Annotated in this window: 16 protein-coding genes and 1 pseudogene; 11 read left to right on the top strand and 6 right to left on the bottom strand. The window is 75.6% G+C overall.

Going from position 1 to position 17741, the window contains the following annotated elements; all coding sequences use genetic code 11:
• Nucleotides 1–6 precede the first annotated feature (6 nt).
• The 10 genes from R4Z62_RS07795 (at nt 7) to lgt (ending at nt 8811) form a co-directional block, all read left to right on the top strand.
• Entirely contained in the window at nt 7–1497 is a 1491-nt protein-coding gene (locus R4Z62_RS07795; protein ID WP_064532471.1) for an anthranilate synthase component I, read from the top strand.
• A gap of 82 nt (nt 1498–1579) precedes the next feature.
• A complete protein-coding gene (locus R4Z62_RS07790) occupies nt 1580–2224 on the top strand; it encodes a TIGR02234 family membrane protein (protein ID WP_064532469.1) in 645 nt (214 codons plus the stop codon).
• A 161-nt stretch (nt 2225–2385) separates the two neighbouring features.
• Nucleotides 2386–2634: an HGxxPAAW family protein gene (locus R4Z62_RS07785; RefSeq protein WP_018567524.1), complete on the top strand. Its 249-nt coding sequence runs from the start codon at nt 2386–2388 to the stop codon at nt 2632–2634.
• A gap of 119 nt (nt 2635–2753) precedes the next feature.
• A complete protein-coding gene (locus tag R4Z62_RS07780; protein WP_382844028.1) occupies nt 2754–3257 on the top strand; it encodes a DUF2752 domain-containing protein in 504 nt (167 codons plus the stop codon).
• Between the two features lie 194 nt (nt 3258–3451).
• The gene (trpC, locus tag R4Z62_RS07775) at nt 3452–4261 is read left to right on the top strand and encodes an indole-3-glycerol phosphate synthase TrpC (RefSeq protein ID WP_018567526.1); all 810 of its coding nucleotides are present in this window, start codon (nt 3452–3454) and stop codon (nt 4259–4261) included.
• A 22-nt stretch (nt 4262–4283) separates the two neighbouring features.
• Nucleotides 4284–4448: a tryptophan biosynthesis modulator TrpM gene (gene trpM, locus R4Z62_RS07770; protein ID WP_018567527.1), complete on the top strand. Its 165-nt coding sequence runs from the start codon at nt 4284–4286 to the stop codon at nt 4446–4448.
• A gap of 95 nt (nt 4449–4543) precedes the next feature.
• Nucleotides 4544–5827 carry a tryptophan synthase subunit beta gene (gene trpB / locus R4Z62_RS07765; RefSeq protein ID WP_064532465.1) on the top strand — a complete coding sequence of 428 codons (1284 nt, stop codon included), beginning with the start codon at nt 4544–4546 and terminating at the stop codon, nt 5825–5827.
• Entirely contained in the window at nt 5824–6642 is an 819-nt protein-coding gene (trpA, locus tag R4Z62_RS07760; RefSeq protein ID WP_064532461.1) for a tryptophan synthase subunit alpha, read from the top strand. Before trpB ends, trpA begins: the two co-directional genes overlap by 4 nt.
• Before the next feature lie 144 nt (nt 6643–6786).
• Nucleotides 6787–7560, top strand: coding sequence for a DsbA family protein (locus tag R4Z62_RS07755; protein ID WP_491519407.1), 774 nt, complete (start codon nt 6787–6789; stop codon nt 7558–7560).
• 159 nt (nt 7561–7719) lie between these two features.
• Nucleotides 7720–8811: a prolipoprotein diacylglyceryl transferase gene (lgt, locus tag R4Z62_RS07750; RefSeq protein WP_079158868.1), complete on the top strand. Its 1092-nt coding sequence runs from the start codon at nt 7720–7722 to the stop codon at nt 8809–8811.
• A 125-nt stretch (nt 8812–8936) separates the two neighbouring features.
• Here the strand turns inward: lgt and R4Z62_RS07745 are convergent, their stop codons facing one another.
• The 6 genes and pseudogenes from R4Z62_RS07745 to R4Z62_RS07720 all read right to left on the bottom strand — a co-directional run.
• Nucleotides 8937–9806 carry an HpcH/HpaI aldolase/citrate lyase family protein gene (locus R4Z62_RS07745; protein ID WP_064532454.1) on the bottom strand — a complete coding sequence of 290 codons (870 nt, stop codon included), beginning with the start codon at nt 9804–9806 and terminating at the stop codon, nt 8937–8939.
• On the bottom strand, nt 9803–11101 hold the full coding sequence (locus tag R4Z62_RS07740; protein WP_491519406.1) for a CaiB/BaiF CoA transferase family protein: 1299 nt from the start codon (nt 11099–11101) through the stop codon (nt 9803–9805). The genes R4Z62_RS07745 and R4Z62_RS07740 overlap by 4 nt, the downstream gene beginning before the upstream one ends.
• Nucleotides 11098–12465 carry an ADP-ribosylglycohydrolase family protein gene (locus R4Z62_RS07735; RefSeq protein ID WP_491519405.1) on the bottom strand — a complete coding sequence of 456 codons (1368 nt, stop codon included), beginning with the start codon at nt 12463–12465 and terminating at the stop codon, nt 11098–11100. Before R4Z62_RS07735 ends, R4Z62_RS07740 begins: the two co-directional genes overlap by 4 nt.
• Nucleotides 12453–13634 carry an ADP-ribosylglycohydrolase family protein gene (locus R4Z62_RS07730; RefSeq protein ID WP_491519404.1) on the bottom strand — a complete coding sequence of 394 codons (1182 nt, stop codon included), beginning with the start codon at nt 13632–13634 and terminating at the stop codon, nt 12453–12455. The genes R4Z62_RS07735 and R4Z62_RS07730 overlap by 13 nt, the downstream gene beginning before the upstream one ends.
• An 8-nt stretch (nt 13635–13642) precedes the next feature.
• The gene (locus R4Z62_RS07725) at nt 13643–14761 is read right to left on the bottom strand and encodes an ADP-ribosylglycohydrolase family protein (protein ID WP_491519403.1); all 1119 of its coding nucleotides are present in this window, start codon (nt 14759–14761) and stop codon (nt 13643–13645) included.
• A 788-nt stretch (nt 14762–15549) separates the two neighbouring features.
• Nucleotides 15550–16554 (bottom strand): annotated as a pseudogene (locus R4Z62_RS07720) (ADP-ribosylglycohydrolase family protein); the annotation flags it as partial.
• A 284-nt stretch (nt 16555–16838) separates the two neighbouring features.
• Here R4Z62_RS07720 and R4Z62_RS07715 point away from each other — a divergent pair.
• Nucleotides 16839–17570 (top strand): VIT1/CCC1 transporter family protein, encoded by a 732-nt coding sequence (locus R4Z62_RS07715; protein WP_064532443.1) that lies wholly within the window; start codon nt 16839–16841, stop codon nt 17568–17570.
• Nucleotides 17571–17741 lie beyond the last annotated feature (171 nt).

The raw sequence follows: 17741 nt of genomic DNA, 5'->3' as shown, positions 1-17741 counted from the left end.
GCCGCCATGGACCTCGACACCTTCCGCAAGCTGGCCGGCGACCGCCGCGTCATCCCGGTCACCCGCAAGCTCCTCGCCGACGGCGACACCCCCGTCGCGCTCTACCGCAAGCTCGCCGCCGAGCGCCCCGGCACCTTCCTGCTGGAGTCCGCGGAGAACGGCCGCTCCTGGTCCCGCTACTCCTTCGTGGGCGTCCGCAGCTCCGCCACGCTCACCGCGCGCGACGGCCGCACCCACTGGCTGGGCAGCCCGCCGGTCGGCGTCCCCGTCGAGGGCGACCCGCTCGCCGCCCTGCGGGCCACCGTCGAGGCCCTGCACACCCCGCGCGACCTCGCCCAGGACCTGGGCCTGCCGCCCTTCACCGGCGGCATGGTCGGCTACCTCGGCTACGACATCGTGCGCCGCCTGGAGAAGGTCGGCCCCGGCGAGCGCGACGACCTGAAGCTGCCCGAGCTGACCATGCTGCTCACCTCGGACCTGGCCGTCCTCGACCACTGGGACGGCACGGTCCTGCTGATCGCCAACGCGATCAACCACAACGACCTCGACACCGGCGTCGACGAGGCGTACGCGGACGCCGTCGCCCGCCTCGACGCGATGGAGGCCGACCTGTCCCGGCCCGTCGCCCAGCCCCCGGCCGCGCTGCCGCCCTCCGAGCTGCCCGAGTACACCGCCCGCTGGGGCGGCGCCGACTTCCGGGCGGCCGTGGAGGACGTCAAGGAGCGCATCCGCGCGGGCGAGGCGTTCCAGGTCGTGCCCTCGCAGCGGTTCGAGACGCCGTGCACGGCGAGCGCCCTGGACGTCTACCGGGTGCTGCGGGCCACCAACCCCTCGCCGTACATGTACCTGTTCCGCCTCGACGGCTTCGACGTCGTCGGCTCCTCGCCCGAGGCGCTGGTCAAGGTGGAGGACGGGCGGGCCATGGTCCACCCCATCGCCGGTACCCGGCCGCGCGGCGCCACCCCGCAGCAGGACCAGGCCCTCGCCGACGAACTCCTCGCCGACCCCAAGGAGCGCGCCGAGCACCTGATGCTCGTCGACCTCGGCCGCAACGACCTGGGCCGGGTCTGCGAACCGGGCTCCGTCGAGGTCGTCGACTTCATGTCCATCGAGCGCTACTCGCACGTGATGCACATCGTCTCCACCGTGACCGGCCGCGTCGCCGCCGGCCGCACCGCCTTCGACGTGCTCACCGCCTGCTTCCCGGCCGGCACCCTCTCCGGCGCGCCCAAGCCGCGCGCCCTCCAGATCATCGACGAGCTCGAACCCTCCCGGCGCGGCCTGTACGGCGGCTGCGTCGGCTACCTCGACTTCGCCGGGGACTCCGACACCGCCATCGCCATCCGCACCGCCCTGCTGCGCGACGGCACCGCCTACGTCCAGGCGGGCGCGGGCATCGTCGCCGACTCCGACCCGGTCGCCGAGGACACCGAGTGCCGCAACAAGGCCGCCGCCGTGCTGCGCGCGGTCCACACCGCCAACCGGCTGGCCCCGTAGGGCCGCTGCGGGCGGCGCGCGCGGCCGGTGGGGCGCATCTCACGGAACCCCGGGTGACGCTCCGCCCGCCGCGCAGGCGATAGTGGAGTACGTGACTGCCGTACCTCACCCCCGTCCCGAGGCCGCCGCCGCCCGCTCCGGCCGCCGCAGCCTCGCCGTCGCCCTGCTGTGCGGGGCGGCCGGCGCCGCCGTGGCGCTGCTGGCCTCCCGGCAGCGCTGGGCGGAGGGCACCGCGTCGGTGGCCGGCGGGGCCTTCCCGCTGACCGCCAAGGGCAGCGACATCACGGGCGTGCCCGCGGCGCTCGCCGTCGTGGGACTGGCCGCGCTGGTCGCCGTCTTCGCGGTCCGCCGCTCCGGGCGCGTGCTGGTCGCCGCCCTGCTCGCGCTCTCCGGCGCGGGTACCGTCGCCGCCGCCCTCAACGGCGCCTCCGACGGCGGCGCGCTCGACGAGAGGGCCGCGCAGGCGTCCGGCGACACCGCCGCGACCGCCGCCTCGCTCAGTCACACCGGCTGGCCCTACGTCGCCGCGGCCGGCGGCGTGCTGCTCCTGCTCGCCGGTCTGCTGGCCCTGCGCTACGGCAGGTCGTGGCCCGCGATGTCCGGCCGCTACGAACGCTCCGGCGCGCCGCGCCCCCGCGCGGCCAAGCCCCTCGACCCCGACCGGCCCGAGGACCTCTGGAAGGCCCTCGACCGCGGCGAGGACCCGACCGGCACGGGCCCCGCCTGACCGCCGCCCGGCCGGTCCGCCTTCCCGATGGGATGAAACGGGTCGCGAGGAGCGACCCCCGCTCACGTCGCGTGCACGCGTACGGGACAATGGATCCGAGCATCCGGCTCGGATCCGTACCGGCGCCGCACAAGCGACGTACAAGCAACGAGGAGCAAGTCATGGCGGGCAGCAGCCACGGTCACACCCCGGCCGCCTGGACCGGTGTCATCATCGCCTTCATCGGTTTCTGCGCCGGTGGCGCCTTCATGGTGATGGCCCAGCCCGTCGGCTTCTGGGTCAGCATGGGCATCGTGCTGCTCGGCGGTGTCGTCGGCGGCGTCATGCGCCTGATGGGCATGGGTCAGAAGAACGAGCACCCGGTGCACCAGGTGGCCGCCAAGGGCGCCCCGGCCGGCGCCAAGGGCTGACAGCCTCGGCGCGGACCGCGCGGCACGACGGGAAGGGGCGGCCGGCAGCCGCCCCTCACGCGTGTGTGCGACGCGCCCGCCGCGCATCCCGCGCGCGCGGGATGCGCGCCGCGGGCAGAATGCGACAGGTGAACGCAGACAGTCAGCGGGCGCCGCGCGGCCGGACGCCCGTCCCCGGCCCCCGGGGCGCCCGCGACGACGGGACGGCTCCCGGGGCGCGTCCCGGACAGGTGCTCGGACGGCTCGCCGTACCCGGCGCGGTGCTCGCGGCCGTCGCCGGTGCCTTCGCGTACGTCGCGGTGGTGGACCCCGGCGAGCCGGGGCACTACCCCGCCTGCCCGCTGCTGCGCCTCACCGGCCTGTACTGCCCCGGCTGCGGCGGACTGCGCAGCGCCCACGCCTTCGCCCACGGCGACCTCCTCACGGCCCTGCGGGACAATGCCCCGGCCGTCCTCGGCTATCTGGCCTTCGCCGTGCTGTGGACCCTGTGGACCGTCCACGCGATCCGCGGGCGCCCCCTGCGTCTCACGCCGCCCCCGGCGCTCCTGTGGAGCCTGGGCGCCCTGTTCGCGCTCTTCGCCATTGTCCGGAACCTGCCGTTCGGCGGCTGGCTCCACCCTTGATCGTCCGGTGTCTGTCCAGGTAATGGGACCGCGGTCGGCCGGATGCGAGCCCTCGCCCCTCCTGCGGATACCATCGCAGTGACCACCGGTTCCGCCCGCTTGATCCGCCAGATCCGCACGATCCGCCGCAGGCGGCCCGCCGGAGGCCGCTCGACCCGCTGGAACATCCCACCGTCTGGAAGGGGGCCGCTCGCGTGAGTGTGCTCGACGAGATCATCGACGGAGTCCGTGCCGACCTTTCGGAGCGGCAGGCGCGCGTCAGCCTCGACGAGCTCAAGGAGCGCGCGGCGAAGGCGCCGGCCGCCAAGGACGGGCTCGCCGCGCTCGGCGGCGACGGCGTCAAGGTGATCTGCGAGGTCAAGCGCTCCAGCCCGTCCAAGGGCGCGCTGGCCGCGATCGCCGACCCGGCCGGACTCGCCGCCGACTACGAGGCGGGCGGCGCCTCCGTCATCTCGGTCCTGACCGAGCAGCGCCGCTTCGGCGGCTCGCTCGCCGACCTGGAGGCCGTCCGCGCCCGCGTGGACATCCCCGTGCTGCGCAAGGACTTCATCGTCACGTCGTACCAGCTGTGGGAGGCCCGTGCCTACGGCGCCGACCTCGCCCTGCTGATCGTCGCCGCCCTCGACCAGCCGGCCCTGGAGTCGCTGATCGAGCGCGCCGTGTCCATCGGGCTCACCCCGCTCGTGGAGGTCCACGACGAGGACGAGGTCGAGCGCGCGGTGGACGCCGGCGCCAAGGTGATCGGCGTCAACGCGCGCAACCTGCGGACGCTGGAGGTCGACCGCGACACCTTCGAGCGCGTCGCGCCGGAGATCCCGGACAGCGTCGTCAAGGTCGCCGAGTCCGGGGTCCGCGGCCCGCACGACCTGATCGCCTACGCCAACGCCGGCGCCGACGCCGTCCTGGTCGGCGAGTCCCTGGTCACCGGCCGCGACCCGAGGACGGCCGTCGCCGACCTGGTGGCCGCCGGGGCGCACCCCGCACTGCGGCACGGCCGCGGCTGAGACGCCGGTAGGCTGGGCACCGATGACGCTCACCATGACGACCGCCGACCGGCACGCGCGCCTGGCGCGCGGCTGCCGCCCCCGGGGCTGCCGCGCCCCGGCGCGGCGGGTGCACGGCCGGCGCGTCCGGTACGTCATCGGTGCCGAACCGGGGCAGGTCAACGGCCGTCGATGGCAGCGCCCCTGACGGGGCGCGAGCAACCGCGTCCGGCCCGCCGCCGGACGCCGTCCCGCCCCCACGGCGCACAGTGTTGTCCCACGCACTCACCGTGAGGTTCTGGCATGCCCAGCGAATTCTTCTTCCCCGACCAGGACGGTCAGGTCCCCAGCGCCGAGGGCTACTTCGGCGCGTACGGCGGCAAGTTCATCCCGGAGGCCCTGGTCGCCGCCGTGGACGAGGTCGCCGTCGAGTACGACAAGGCGAAGGCCGACCCCGCCTTCGCCCGTGAGCTGGACGATCTGCTCGTCCACTACACCGGCCGGCCCAGCGCCCTGACCGAGGTGCCCCGCTTCGCCGAACACGCGGGCGGCGCCCGGGTGTTCCTCAAGCGCGAGGACCTCAACCACACCGGCTCCCACAAGATCAACAACGTGCTCGGCCAGGCGCTGCTCACCAAGCGCATGGGCAAGACACGGGTGATCGCGGAGACCGGCGCAGGACAGCACGGCGTCGCCACCGCCACCGCCTGCGCCCTGTTCGGCCTGGACTGCACGATCTACATGGGCGAGATCGACACCGAGCGGCAGGCCCTGAACGTGGCCCGGATGCGCATGCTCGGCGCCGAGGTCGTGGCCGTGAAGTCCGGCAGCCGCACCCTGAAGGACGCCATCAACGAGGCGTTCCGCGACTGGGTCGCCAACGTCGACCGCACCCACTATCTGTTCGGCACCGTCGCCGGACCGCACCCCTTCCCGGCCATGGTCCGCGACTTCCACCGGGTCATCGGCGTCGAGGCGCGCCGCCAGCTCCTGGAGCGCGCCGGACGGCTGCCGGACGCCGCCGTCGCGTGTGTCGGCGGCGGCTCCAACGCCATCGGCCTCTTCCACGCCTTCATCCCCGACACCGGCGTCCGCCTGATCGGCTGCGAGCCGGCCGGGCACGGCGTGGAGAGCGGCGAGCACGCGGCGACCCTGACCGCGGGCGAGCCCGGTGTGCTGCACGGCTCCCGCTCCTACGTCCTCCAGGACGACGAGGGCCAGATCACCGAGCCGTACTCCATCTCGGCCGGGCTCGACTACCCGGGCATCGGCCCCGAGCACTCCTACCTCAAGGACTCCGGCCGCGGCGAGTACCGCGCCGTCACCGACGACGCCGCCATGCGGGCGCTGCGTCTGCTGTCGCGCACCGAGGGCATCATCCCGGCCATCGAGAGCGCCCACGCGCTGGCCGGTGCCCTGGAGGTCGGCCGGGAGCTGGGCCCGGACGGGCTGCTCGTGGTCAACCTCTCCGGGCGCGGCGACAAGGACATGGACACCGCCGCCCGCTACTTCGGCCTGTACGACACCGACGCCGAGGTGGCCGCCGACGCGGCCGACACCGCCGAGATCGAGGGGGACGCCAAGTGAGCGGCACCATCCAGCTTCTGTCGGACACCCTCGCCGCCGCCCGCGCCGAGGACCGCGCCGCGCTCATCGCCTACCTCCCGGCGGGCTTCCCGACCGTGGACGGCGGCATCGAGGCGATCAAGGCCGTCTTCGACGGCGGTGCCGACGTCGTGGAGGTCGGGCTGCCGCACAGCGACCCGGTCCTGGACGGCCCGGTCATCCAGACCGCCGACGACATCGCCCTGCGCGGCGGTGTGCGGATCGCGGACGTCATGCGCACGGTCCGCGAGGCGCACGCCGCCACCGGCAAGCCGGTCCTGGTCATGACGTACTGGAACCCCATCGACCGCTACGGCGTGGAGCGGTTCACCGCCGAGCTGGCCGACGCGGGCGGCGCCGGGTGCATCCTGCCCGACCTGCCCGTCCAGGAGTCCGCGCTGTGGCGCGAGCACGCCGACAAGCACGGTCTGGCGACCGTCTTCGTGGTGGCGCCCAGCAGCAAGGACGAGCGGCTCACCGAGATCACCGCCGCCGGCTCCGGCTTCGTCTACGCCGCCTCGCTCATGGGGGTCACCGGCACCCGCGAGTCGGTCGGCGCGCAGGCCCAGGACCTGGTGCGGCGCACCCGCGGCACCGGCACGGGACTGCCCGTCTGCGTCGGGCTCGGCGTCTCCACCCCGGCCCAGGCCGCGGAGGTCGCGGGCTTCGCCGACGGTGTCATCGTCGGCTCGGCGTTCGTCAAGCGGATGCTGGACGCCCCGGACGCCGCCGCCGGTGTCGAGGCCGTCCGGGAACTGGCCGGCGAACTGGCCCGCGGGGTGCGCGGCCAGGCGTAGCCGGGCACGGGCCGCGCGGCCCGGACGCGGTGCCGCGGCCGCGGCGGACGCCGCAGAACGGACACAGCAGAACATTCGGTCACTCGAACGGGTGGACCTGGGACCGGGGAGGCGCAATGCGCCTCCCCGGTTCGTTCTGGGGGTGTGAGCGAGAAGAACCATGACGCGAAGCGCACCGCCCGGCAGCGGCTGGCGGTCCAGCGCGAGAAGCAGAAGGCCTCGGAGCGGCGCCGGCGCACGCTGATCGTGGCCGCCAGTGTGGTCTGCGTGCTGGCCCTGGCGACGGTGATCGGCGTGCTCGCCGCGAACTCCGGCAAGGACAAGAGCAGCAGTGCGGGCCCGGTCGCGGCGCCCTCGGGCGCGCAGGGCAAGGACGGTCTCGCGATCCCGGTCGGCAAGGACGGCGCCCGGTCGACGCTCACCGTGTGGGAGGACTTCCGCTGCCCGGCCTGCCAGGCGTTCGAGGCGGCGTACCGGCCGACGGTGCACTCCCTCGTCGACTCCGGCAAGCTCCGGGTCGAGTACCACCTGGTCCGCCTGATCGACGGCAACCTCGGCGGCAGCGGCTCGCTGCGCGCGGCCAACGCGGCGGCCTGCGCCCAGGACGCCGGACACTTCCCGGCCTTCCACGACGTGCTCTACGACAACCAGCCCAAGGAGACGGACGACGCCTTCGCCGACAACGCCACGCTGATCCGGCTGGCCGGCAAGGTGAAGGGCCTGGACACCCCGGCCTTCCGCGCCTGTGTCGACAAGGGGACGCACGACAGCTGGGTCGACAAGTCCCACCAGGCGTTCCAGTCCGGCGGCTTCTCGGGCACCCCGACCGTCCTGCTGAACGGCAAGAACATCCTGGAGGACCGGTCGATGACCCCGGCCAAGCTGAAGCAGCAGGTCGAAGCGGCCGACAAGGGATGAGCGCGCGCCGGGTGGGAGCGGGGCAAGGCGCGGGTAAGGGTCCGGTGAGGGTCGGGTGCGTCCCCGGGCGGTGCGGTTCCCGGGCGGCGGCCCGTTATGGACCCGTAGCCGGGCTGCTCGTCCTGGGCCCGCTCCGGCTGCGGTAGCGTCGACCCTGCCATGGAACTTGCCTACATTCCCAGCCCGTCGCACGGAGTGGTGTACCTCGGTCCCCTTCCGCTGCGCGGCTACGCGTTCTGCATCATCATCGGCGTCTTCGTAGCCGTCTGGCTCGGCAACAAGCGCTGGGTCGCCCGCGGCGGCCGGTCCGGCACGGTGGCCGACATCGCCGTCTGGGCCGTCCCGTTCGGCCTGGTGGGCGGTCGGCTCTACCACGTGATCACGGACTACGAGCTGTATTTCGGCGAGGGCCGTGACTGGGTGAACGCCTTCAAGGTGTGGGAGGGCGGCCTCGGCATCTGGGGCGCCATCGCGCTGGGCGGGCTCGGCGCGTGGATCGGCGCCCGCCGCCGCGGGGTGCCGATGCCCGCGTACGCCGACGCGGTGGCACCGGGCATCGCCTTCGCCCAGGCGCTGGGCCGCTGGGGCAACTGGTTCAACCAGGAACTGTACGGCCGGGAGACCCATGTCCCCTGGGCGCTGCACATCACCTCGACCACGGACGGCCGGGTCCCCGGGTACTACCACCCGACCTTCCTCTACGAGTCCCTGTGGTGCGTCGGCGTCGGCTTCCTGGTGATCTGGGCCGACCGCCGCTTCAAGCTGGGCCACGGCCGGGCGTTCGCCCTGTATGTCGCCGCGTACTGCCTGGGCCGCGGCTGGATCGAGTACATGCGCGTCGACGACGCCCACCACATCCTGGGCCTGCGGCTGAACGACTGGACGGCCCTGCTCGTCTTCCTGCTCGCCGTGGCCTACATCTGGATCTCGGCGAAGAAGCGGCCGGGCCGCGAACTCCAGGTCGAGCGCGGCCTGCCCGCCGAGGGCGAGACGGCGGCCGGGGCGGAGACCGGCGGGACCGGCAGGACCGCCTCCGCCCCGGACGGCGCCGCGGACAGGGCCGAGAAGGACACCCCCGACGACGCGGCCGGGCCCGTGGACGGCCCCGCCGGCAAGGCGGGGGACGCGGACGCGAAGGCGGATCCCGGCCCGCGGGACGCCGGTCCCGGCGGCGCGGACGAGGACGGCGCGGCCGGGGCCCCGGCCGAGGCCGGGGTGAAGGACGAGGCGGGTACGGCCAAGAAGGGCTGACCGGCGCGGCCGCGCGCGGTCGTCCGTGGCCGGCCGCGGGCCGCAGGCACAAGGAGGGCGCTCCCGTCGCGGGGGCGCCCTTCGCGTGCGCGGGACCGGCAGCCGCGGGAGCAGCATCCGCGGGATCAGCATCGGCGGGCCAGCGCCAGGGTGCGCCGCGCCGCCGCGACCACCGCCGCGTCGATGAAACGGCCGTCCGCGAGGGCCTGCGCGCCCGGGTCCATGGTGGCCGCCTTGACGACGGTCTCGGCCTCCTCCAGTTCGCGGTCGGTCGGCAGATAGGCGCGCTCGATGATGGGGAGCTGCCGGGGGTGGATGGCCGCCCGGCCGAGGAAGCCCAGCGAGCGGCCGTGCGCGCAGGAGGCCGCCAGCCCCTCCAGATCGCGGATGTCGGGGTGCACGGACTGGGCGGGCGGGGCCAGTCCCGCCGCGCGCGCGGCGACGACGACCCGGGCCCGGCACCAGTCGAGCCCGGTGTCCTGGCGCACCCCGAGGTCGGCGCGGAGGTCGGCCTCGCCGATCGAGACACCGCGCAGGGACGGGTGCGCCGAGGCGATGGCGTACGCCTGCTCGACGGCGAGGGCGTTCTCCAGCAGCGCGTACAGCGGCGGCCCCGCGCCGTGCCCGGTGCCGCCCGCGCCGTCCGGTGCGCCGCCGTGCTCGGTCCGCCGCGCGATCCGCACCACCTGCTCCGCCGACGTCACCTTGGGCAGCCGCAGCCCGGCCAGGCCCGGCCGGGCGGCGACGGCGGCCAGATCGGCGGCGGCCAGCGGCCCGTCCAGGGCGTTGACCCGCACATGGACGGGGACCGGCGGCGGCTCGGTCAGGAGTTCCGCGGTGGCGGCGCGGGCGTACTCCTTGCGGTCCGGGGCGACCGCGTCCTCCAGGTCGACCACGACCACGTCGGCCCCGCAGGCGAGGGCCTTGGCGACCACCCGCGGGCGGTCGCCGGGGGCGTAGAGCCAGGTCAGCGGGAAGGCGGCGGTGACCGTCACAGGACGCCCTCCGCGCGCAGCGCGGCCACTTCCTCCGGGGTGAGGCCCAGCTCGGCCAGGACCGCCTCGGTGTCGGCGCCGTGCGGCCGCCCCGCCCAGCGGATCGCGCCCGGGGTGTCGGAGAGCCGGAACAGCACGTTCTGCATGCGCATCCGGCCCAGCTCCGGGTCGAACAGGGTGGTGAGGGTGCCCAGCGCCTGGTACTGCGGGTCGGCGACCACGTCCCGGACGTCCTGGATCGGCGCGATGGCGGCCTGGGCCTTCTCGAAGGCGGCCATGACCTCGGTGCGGGTGTGCCGGGCGATCCAGCCGCCGACCGCCTCGTCGAGGAGGTCGGCGTGCGCCGCCCGCCCGGAACCGGTCGCGAACCACGGCTCGGCGATCAGTTCCGGGCGCCCCACCAGGCGCAGCACGCGCTCGGCCACCGACTGCGCCGAGGCGGAGACCGCCACCCAGGTGCCGTCCGCGGTGCGGTAGGTGTTGCGCGGGGCGTTGTTCTGGGTGCGGTTGCCGGTGCGCGGCTGGACGTAGCCGAGCTGGTCGTACCAGAGGGGCTGTGGACCCAGCACGGTCAGGATGGGTTCGATGATCGCCATGTCGACGATCTGCCCCCGGCCGGTGCGCTCGCGGGCCGCCAGCGCGGTCAGCACGGCGTACGCCGTGGCCAGCCCGGCGATGGAGTCGGCGAGCCCGAAGGGCGGCAGCGTGGGCGGCGCGTCCGGCTCGCCGGTGATCGCGGCGAAGCCGCTCATCGCCTCCGCCAGGGTGCCGAAGCCGGGCCGGGACGCGTACGGGCCGAACTGGCCGAAGCCGGTGACCCGGGCGAGCACCAGGCGCGGGTTGGCCGCCGAGAGCTCCGGCCAGCCCAGCTCCCAGCGCTCCAGGGTGCCGGGGCGGAAGTTCTCCACGATCACGTCGGCGGTCGCGGCGAGCAACAGCAGGGTGGCCCGGCCGCCGGGGCGGGACAGGTCCAGGGTGACGGCGCGCTTGTTGCGGCCGAGCAGCTTCCACCACAGGCCGACGCCGTTCTTCGCCGGGCCGTGGCCCCGGGCGGGGTCGGGCCTGGCCGGATGCTCGACCTTGATGACCTCGGCGCCGAAGTCGCCGAGCATCATGGCCGCGATGGGCCCGGCGAACAGCGTGGCGAGGTCCAGGACGCGCAGTCCGGTGAGCGGCGGCGCGGTGTCCGACGGGTCGGTGTGCGGCGAGTCGGTGTCTGGCGGGTCGGTGTGCGGCGGCGCGGTGTCCGGCGGGACCGTGGCGTGCGCCTCGGTGGCATCGGGGTCGGGCGTCATGGGCGGGACGCCTCCTGGTGGGTGAGCCGGGCCAGCGCGTCGAAGCCGGTGCCGTCGAAGTCGGCGACGGTGGTGGCGAGCCGGTTCTTGAGCGGGGCGGTCCAGCGGTCGGGGAGCGCGGCGGGGGACCCGGCGAGCAGCCCAGCGACCGATCCGGCGGTGGCGCCGTTGGAGTCGGTGTCCCAGCCGCCCGACACCACCCGGCAGATGGAGCCGGTGAAGTCGCCGTCGGCATGGGTGAGGGCGGCGGCGATCAGCGCGGTGTTCGGCACGGCGTGCACCCAGTGGTACCCGGCGTGCGCCGTGTGCAGTTCGTCCACGACGGTGTCGAAGTCCGCGTGGGCGCCGGCCAGCCGGACCGCGTACCGCACCGCGCGGGCCAGCCGGGAGCCGGGCGGCACCACCCGCAGCCCGGTGGCCAGGCAGGCGTGCACGTCGTGGGCGCCGCTCGCGGCGGCGGCGATCACGGCGGCGGCGAACATCGCGGCGTAGACGCCGTTCCCGGTGTGGGTGAGGGCGGCGTCCCGGTACGCCTGCTCCGCGGCGGCCCCCGGATCGCCCGCGTTGGTCCAGCCGTGCACGTCGGCGCGGATGAGGCCGCCGATCCACTCGCGGAACGGGTTGCGGTGGCGGGCGGTGCGCGGCGGTTCGATGCCGAGCAGCAGATTGCGGTAGGCGACGCGCTCGGCGGTGAAGGTGCGGCCGGCGGGCAGCTCGTCCAGCCACAGGCGGGCGAGGTCGGCGGTGGTGAAGCCGCGGCCGTGGCGGCGCAGCAGGAGCAGACCGAGCAGCGGGTGGTCCAGGTCGTCGTCCTCGGGCATGCCGTCGATGTTCTCGGCGAGGCAGGTGGCCGCCGAGCGGCGGTTCCAGGGGTGGGCGGCGGCCAGGTCCTCAGGCACGCCCCGGGCGGTGAACCAGGTGCTCAGCGGCCAGTTCCCGGTGGCGCGCGCGAGCTCCCGGATGCCCTGGAGCGGGATCTTCTCCACCGGCTTGCCCAGCAGGCAGCCCGCGGCCCGGCCCAGCCAGGCGGCCTCGAAGCGTTCGACGGCGGGCACGGCCCTGGGGCGCGGAGCGACACGGCCCGGCCAGCCGGGGCACAGCTCCCTGATCGCGTCCGGGTCGGTGGGCTCCGCCTCGGCCAGCCGGCTGGGCAGCTCGGCCAGTTCGTCCAGCAGGTCCTCGGCCAGCAGCCGCAGATAGCGCGAGACGGGCTCCGGCGAGGCCCCGGCGCGCGCCGGGGCGTCGGGGCCGCCCGCCGCCCGCCACCGCGCGGCCACCGCCGCCGGTTCGCGGCCGTCCTGGGCCGCCTGGCGCAGCTCGTGACCGAGCAGATCCTCCGGCTGCACCCAGGTCAGTCGGAGCATCCCGCACCTCCCAGCAGGGCGAACGCCCGCTCGTGCGCCCGCCGTCGGCGTACGTCCTCGGCGAAGACCTCGCGCGCCACCGCGGTCAGCGTGCGCGCGGGCTCCCACAGGTCCAGGCGGCTGGCCTCGGCCACCGCCTTCGCCCAGTCCTCGGGCACCGGGGAGCCCAGCGCACCGGCCAGCGCCCCGGCCATGGCGGCGATGGAGTCGCAGTCGCGGCCGTAGTTCACCGCGCCGAGGACGGCCCGCCGGTAGTCGCCGCGCGCCACCAGCAGCAGGCCCAGCGCGACGGGCAGTTCCTCGATCGCGTGCAGCCGGGACGGGCGGCGCGCGCCCAGCGAGGGGCTGCGGTAGTCCGGGCCGACCGTGTCGTACGGGGCCACCGCCGCGCGCAGCGCGCCGAGCGCCGACTCGATGTCCGGGCAGCGGCGGGCCGCCGCGCAGACGTCCTCGATCGCCGCCCGGGTGCCGTCCTCGGCCAGGGACAGACAGGCCGACACGACCGACTCGGCACTCGCTCCCGGCGAGCAGGCCGCCGCCACCCCGGCCGCGAGCACGCCCGCCGCCTCCCGGCCGTAGGAGGACTGGTGGGCGCCCGCGACGTCCAGGGCCTCCGCGTACGCGGCCCGCGGGTCGCCCGCGTTGACCAGGCCGACCGGCGCCATGTACATCGCGGCACCGCAGTTGACGATGTTGCCGACGCCCGCCTCACGCGGGTCGGCGTGGCCGTAGTGCAGCCGCGTGACCAGCCACTTCTCCGCCAGGAACACCCGGTGCAGCGGCAGCGCCTCGCGCTCCAGCTCGGGGATCCAGCGCGGGTTGGTCATCAGGTCGGGGACCAGGTGGTCCGCGACGGCGTAGGCGTCGAGGTGGTCGCGGACCCGGGCGTACACCCGTACCAGCGCGTGGGTCATCAGGGTGTCGTCGGTGACGTGGCCGTCGCCCTTGTGGTACGGCGCGAGGGGGCGGGCGGTGGACCAGGCGTCGCCGTGCCAGGGGCCGACGATCCCGTGCACCCGGCCGCCGTGCCGCTCGGCGATCTGCTCGGGGGAGTAGCCCTCGACGGGTCCGCCGAGCGCGTCGCCGACGGCGGCGCCGACCAGGGCACCGGTGATCCGCTCGTCCAGACTCGCTCCCGGATCGGCGGTTTCTTCTTCTCTGGGCGTCATGCCCCGAATCATCCTCCTGGCGGGGCCGGTTGTACGGCTTCCAGGAGTCCGGCGAGTTCCACGAGGTCGGTGCCGGTGAGGCGGGGCAGCACACAGCCGGACAGGGTGCGGCAGGCGTCCCGCCAGGGCCCGGGGATCGCCGCCGCGCCCTCCAGCGCGCCGGTGAGCGCGCCCGTCAGGGCGGGGGCGGAGTCGGCGACCCGGGACAGGCAGGCGGCGGCGGGCAGCGCCCGCGCGATCCGGCCGTCCGCCGCCGTGGCCAGGGCGAGCGCCACCGGGACGGTCTCGGCGGCGGCGACGCCGTAGCTGTAGACGTGGTCCACGATCTCGTGCTCCAACAGCGGTACCAGCGCGAACGCGTCCGCGCAGTCCGCGGCCAGCTTCAGCGCGTGCCGTGCGTTGCGGCCGATCTCGGTGCCGTCGGGGAGTTCGGCGAGCGCGGCCGACACGCAGGCGTCGGTGCCCCGCCCGGCGAGGGCCAGGGAGAGCGCGGCGGCCATCGCGCGGGCGCCGTGCACGCCGTCGCCGTCCTGGGTGTAGCGGGCGTCGAACTCGGCCAGGGCGGCGGCGCGCCCGGGGTCGCCGGGGTGGGCCACGGCCAGGGCGCAGGCCCGTACGCAGGCGGCGTCGTCGAAGTAGTGCGGGTTGTCGTGGCCGGTGGCGGGCGGGCGCAGCCCGGTGGCCAGGTTGCCGAGGCCCGCCCGGACGGAGATGCGGGCGCGCAGCGGCAGCACCGCCGACTCGATCTCGGCGGCGCGTCCGGCCGCGGCGGCGACCTCGGCCGCCACGGCGTTCCAGGTGAGGTCGATCGCGGCGCGGGTCCGGCGGTCCCGGCTGAGGTCGCCGAGCGCGCCGTCGTCCCCGGCCCGCAGCACGGCCTCCGCCGCGAACACCGCCCACTCGGCGTCGTCGGAGGGGCCCAGGCGCAGCGGTTCGGGGGACTGGTTCAGCGCCACGGGCACGGGCAGCGTGGTCGTCGCGTTCTCCTCGGCGAAGGTGTCCAGCTCGCGGGTGAGCCGCCGGGTCCACTCCGGCATCCGGGCCGCCCGGTGCCGCGCGGCCGGCCAGCCGGCCGCGTCCCCCGCCGCGAGCCCCAGCAGCAGCCCCTCGACCCGCCGCCCGCTCACTGCCCCGCCTCGCCCTCGTCGACGGTCAGCGCGTACGCGCCGGCCCCGGCGAGCGGCCCCGGCACGGGCACCGCCTCGGGCGCGCGGGGCGGTTCGCCGGGGCCCGGGTCCGGCTCGGCGGGGCACCTGGGCGGGGCGGGCGCGGGGCGCGCGGGTGCGGAACGGGCCTCCCGCGCGGGCGCGGCCGCGGGGGAGCGGGTGTCGTGCGCGGGCAGGGCGGGTCCGTGCCCCGGGAGCCCGGCCGTGGCGCCGGGGCGTACCGGGCCGGTGAGAAGGCGGCCCACCGGAGCGGGGGGCGCGGAAGGGGCGGGAGGCGCCGAAGGGGCGGGCGCGGCCCGCGCGGGGCGCACGGGTACGGGCCCCGGGCCCCGGCCCGTACCGTTTCCGGCCCTCGGACCGCTTGTGCCCCCCGCGCCGTCTCCGGTGCTCGAACCTCCTCCGACGCTCGAACCGCATCCGGAACCCGGGCCGTTCCGGGCACCTGGGCCCGCGGTGGCGTGCTGGCCTGTACCGGTGTCCGGGCCTGTCCCGGTGTGCTGGCCGGTGCCGATGCTCAGGCTGGCACCGGCTCCGGCGCTTGGTCCCGCGGTGGCGTGCTGGCTTGTACCGGTGTCCGGGCCTGTCCCGGTGTCCTGGCCTGTGCCGATGCTCAGGCTCGTACCGGCTCCGGCACCTGGTCCCGTCCCGGCGCGCTGACCCGCACCGACACCCAGCCCCGCACCGATGTCCAGCCCCGCACCGGCACCCGCCCCCGCTCCGGCGTTCAGCCCCGTCCCGCCACCCGGCCCCGCACCCCCTCCGTCGCCCGGATCGATCACCGCCCGTGCCACCAGGAGGTCCGCCACCTCCAGTACGTGCCGGCCCGCCACCGAGGGCAGGCAGGTGCCGCGGGCCGGGCCGATGGCCGCCGCCCAGTCCTCGGGGACGGCGGCCACGCCCTGGGTCGCGCCGGCCAGGGCGCCCGCGACCGCGGCCGTGGTGTCGGCGTCGCGGCCCATGTTGACGGCGGTGAGGACGGCGTCGCGGAAGTCGCCGTCGGCGGCGGCGTACGCGCCGAAGGCGAGGGCGACCGCCTCGGGGGCCAGGTCGGACCAGGGGTAGCCGGCGATGACGACGGCGGAGCGGATCGCGCGTTCGCCGCGGTGGGCGGCGGCCGCCGCCCGGCGCAGCGAGCGGGCCGTCCAGGAGTCGTCCGGTACGACGGCCAGCGCGGCGGCCACGACCGCGACCGGCGGCGCGCCCGCCATGGCCGCCGCCACCCCCGCCGCCACGGCCCGGCCGCCGTGGATGCCCTCGCCCTCGTGGCTGACCGAGCCGTCGACCGCCACCAGGCGGGCCGCCTCGGCGGGGCGCCCGGCGGCGAACACCCCGAAGGGCGCCGCCCGCATCGCCAGCCCGTCGCTCCAGGCGTGCCGGTGCTGGGCGGAGACGGGCGCGGCCAGGCCCCGGCGGAGGTTCTCCAGGGTGCCGCGCTCGCTGAAGCCCGCGCCGCGGAAGGGGCCCTCGGCGCGGACGGCGATGTGCTCGTGCCAGGCGGCCTCCACGTGCGCGGGGGTGAGCGCGGAGCCGTGCCGGGCGAGCAGCAGCCCGCTGAAGAGGGCGTACTCGGTGTCGTCGGTCCCGGCCGGGCGGGCGGCGACGTAGCCGGTGATCCGGCCCCAGCGGGCGCGGATCTCGGAGGGTCTGAGATTCTCCGCGGGCGCGCCGAGGGCGTCCCCGACGGCGAGGCCGAGCAGCGCGCCGCGTGCCCGGTCGCACACGCGGGCCGGGGGGACGCCGTCGGTCGATGCCATCGCGGGCTCTCCTCTCCACGGCGCCCGGCGAAGGGCGCGGAACCCTGTGGGCCCTCTGGGCATGTGTCCCCCGGCGGCGGCCAGGCCGCAGCCTGGAGCGGCCCGCTGTCACCCGTACGACATCTGGGCAGGGTCTCGCACGGATGAGCAAAGTCAGGTAAAGCCGCAGGTTAGCTCAGCCTTTCCTTGCTGGCGGAGCGGAATGCCGGGGCGTAGATTCGGCGTTGTCGAAAAGTAGAACCAGTCCAAAAGCAAGCCTTGCCTAAGCATTCTGGGGGACTCTCATGGCCATCCTCGACACCGAAGCGACCCTGCACGAGGCGCACCGCGACAACCACACGCACCGCGATGTGAACGGCGGCTGGCTGCGCCCGGCGGTGTTCGGGGCGATGGACGGCCTGGTCTCCAACCTGGCCCTGATGACCGGTGTCGCGGGCGGCGCGGTGAGCCACCACACCATCGTCCTCACCGGGTTCGCCGGTCTGGCCGCCGGTGCCTTCTCCATGGCGGCCGGCGAGTACACCTCCGTCGCCTCCCAGCGGGAGCTGGTCCAGGCCGAGCTGGACGTCGAGCGGCGTGAGCTGCGCAAGCACCCGCAGGACGAGGAGGACGAGCTGGCCGGCCTCTACATGGCGCGGGGCGTCCAGCCCGAGCTGGCGCGCGAGGTGGCCCGCCAGCTCTCCCAGGACCCGGAGCAGGCCCTGGAGATCCACGCCCGCGAGGAGCTGGGCATCGACCCGGGCGACCTGCCCTCGCCGCTGGTCGCCGCGGTCTCCTCGTTCGGCTCGTTCGCGCTGGGCGCGCTGCTGCCGCTGCTGCCCTATCTGCTCGGTGCCGACGCGCTGTGGCCCGCCGTGCTGCTCGCCCTGGCCGGGCTCTTCGGGTGCGGCGCGGTGGTGGCCAAGGTGACCGCGCGGAGCTGGTGGTACAGCGGTTTGCGGCAGCTTGCCCTGGGTGGTGCCGCCGCCGGTGTGACGTACGCCCTGGGCATCGCGTTCGGAACGGCCGTAGGATGACGTCACCGGAACTTATGCCCTTCACTGCATAAGTAACCGTTTCCCGCTGGTTTCGAGCGTGTGACCACCGGGCATGAGCCGTAAGCGCTGTGGGCAAAGAGGCCCGGAGCACACCCCCTGGGGCGGGCGCGCCGCCGCCCACCCCGCCTCCCGGGTCCGGCCGACGGACGG

Source organism: Streptomyces sp. PL-25 (assembly GCF_058344915.1).
Note: the sequence above shows the minus strand (reverse complement) of the source record. Positions and strands in the feature narration are given on the sequence as shown.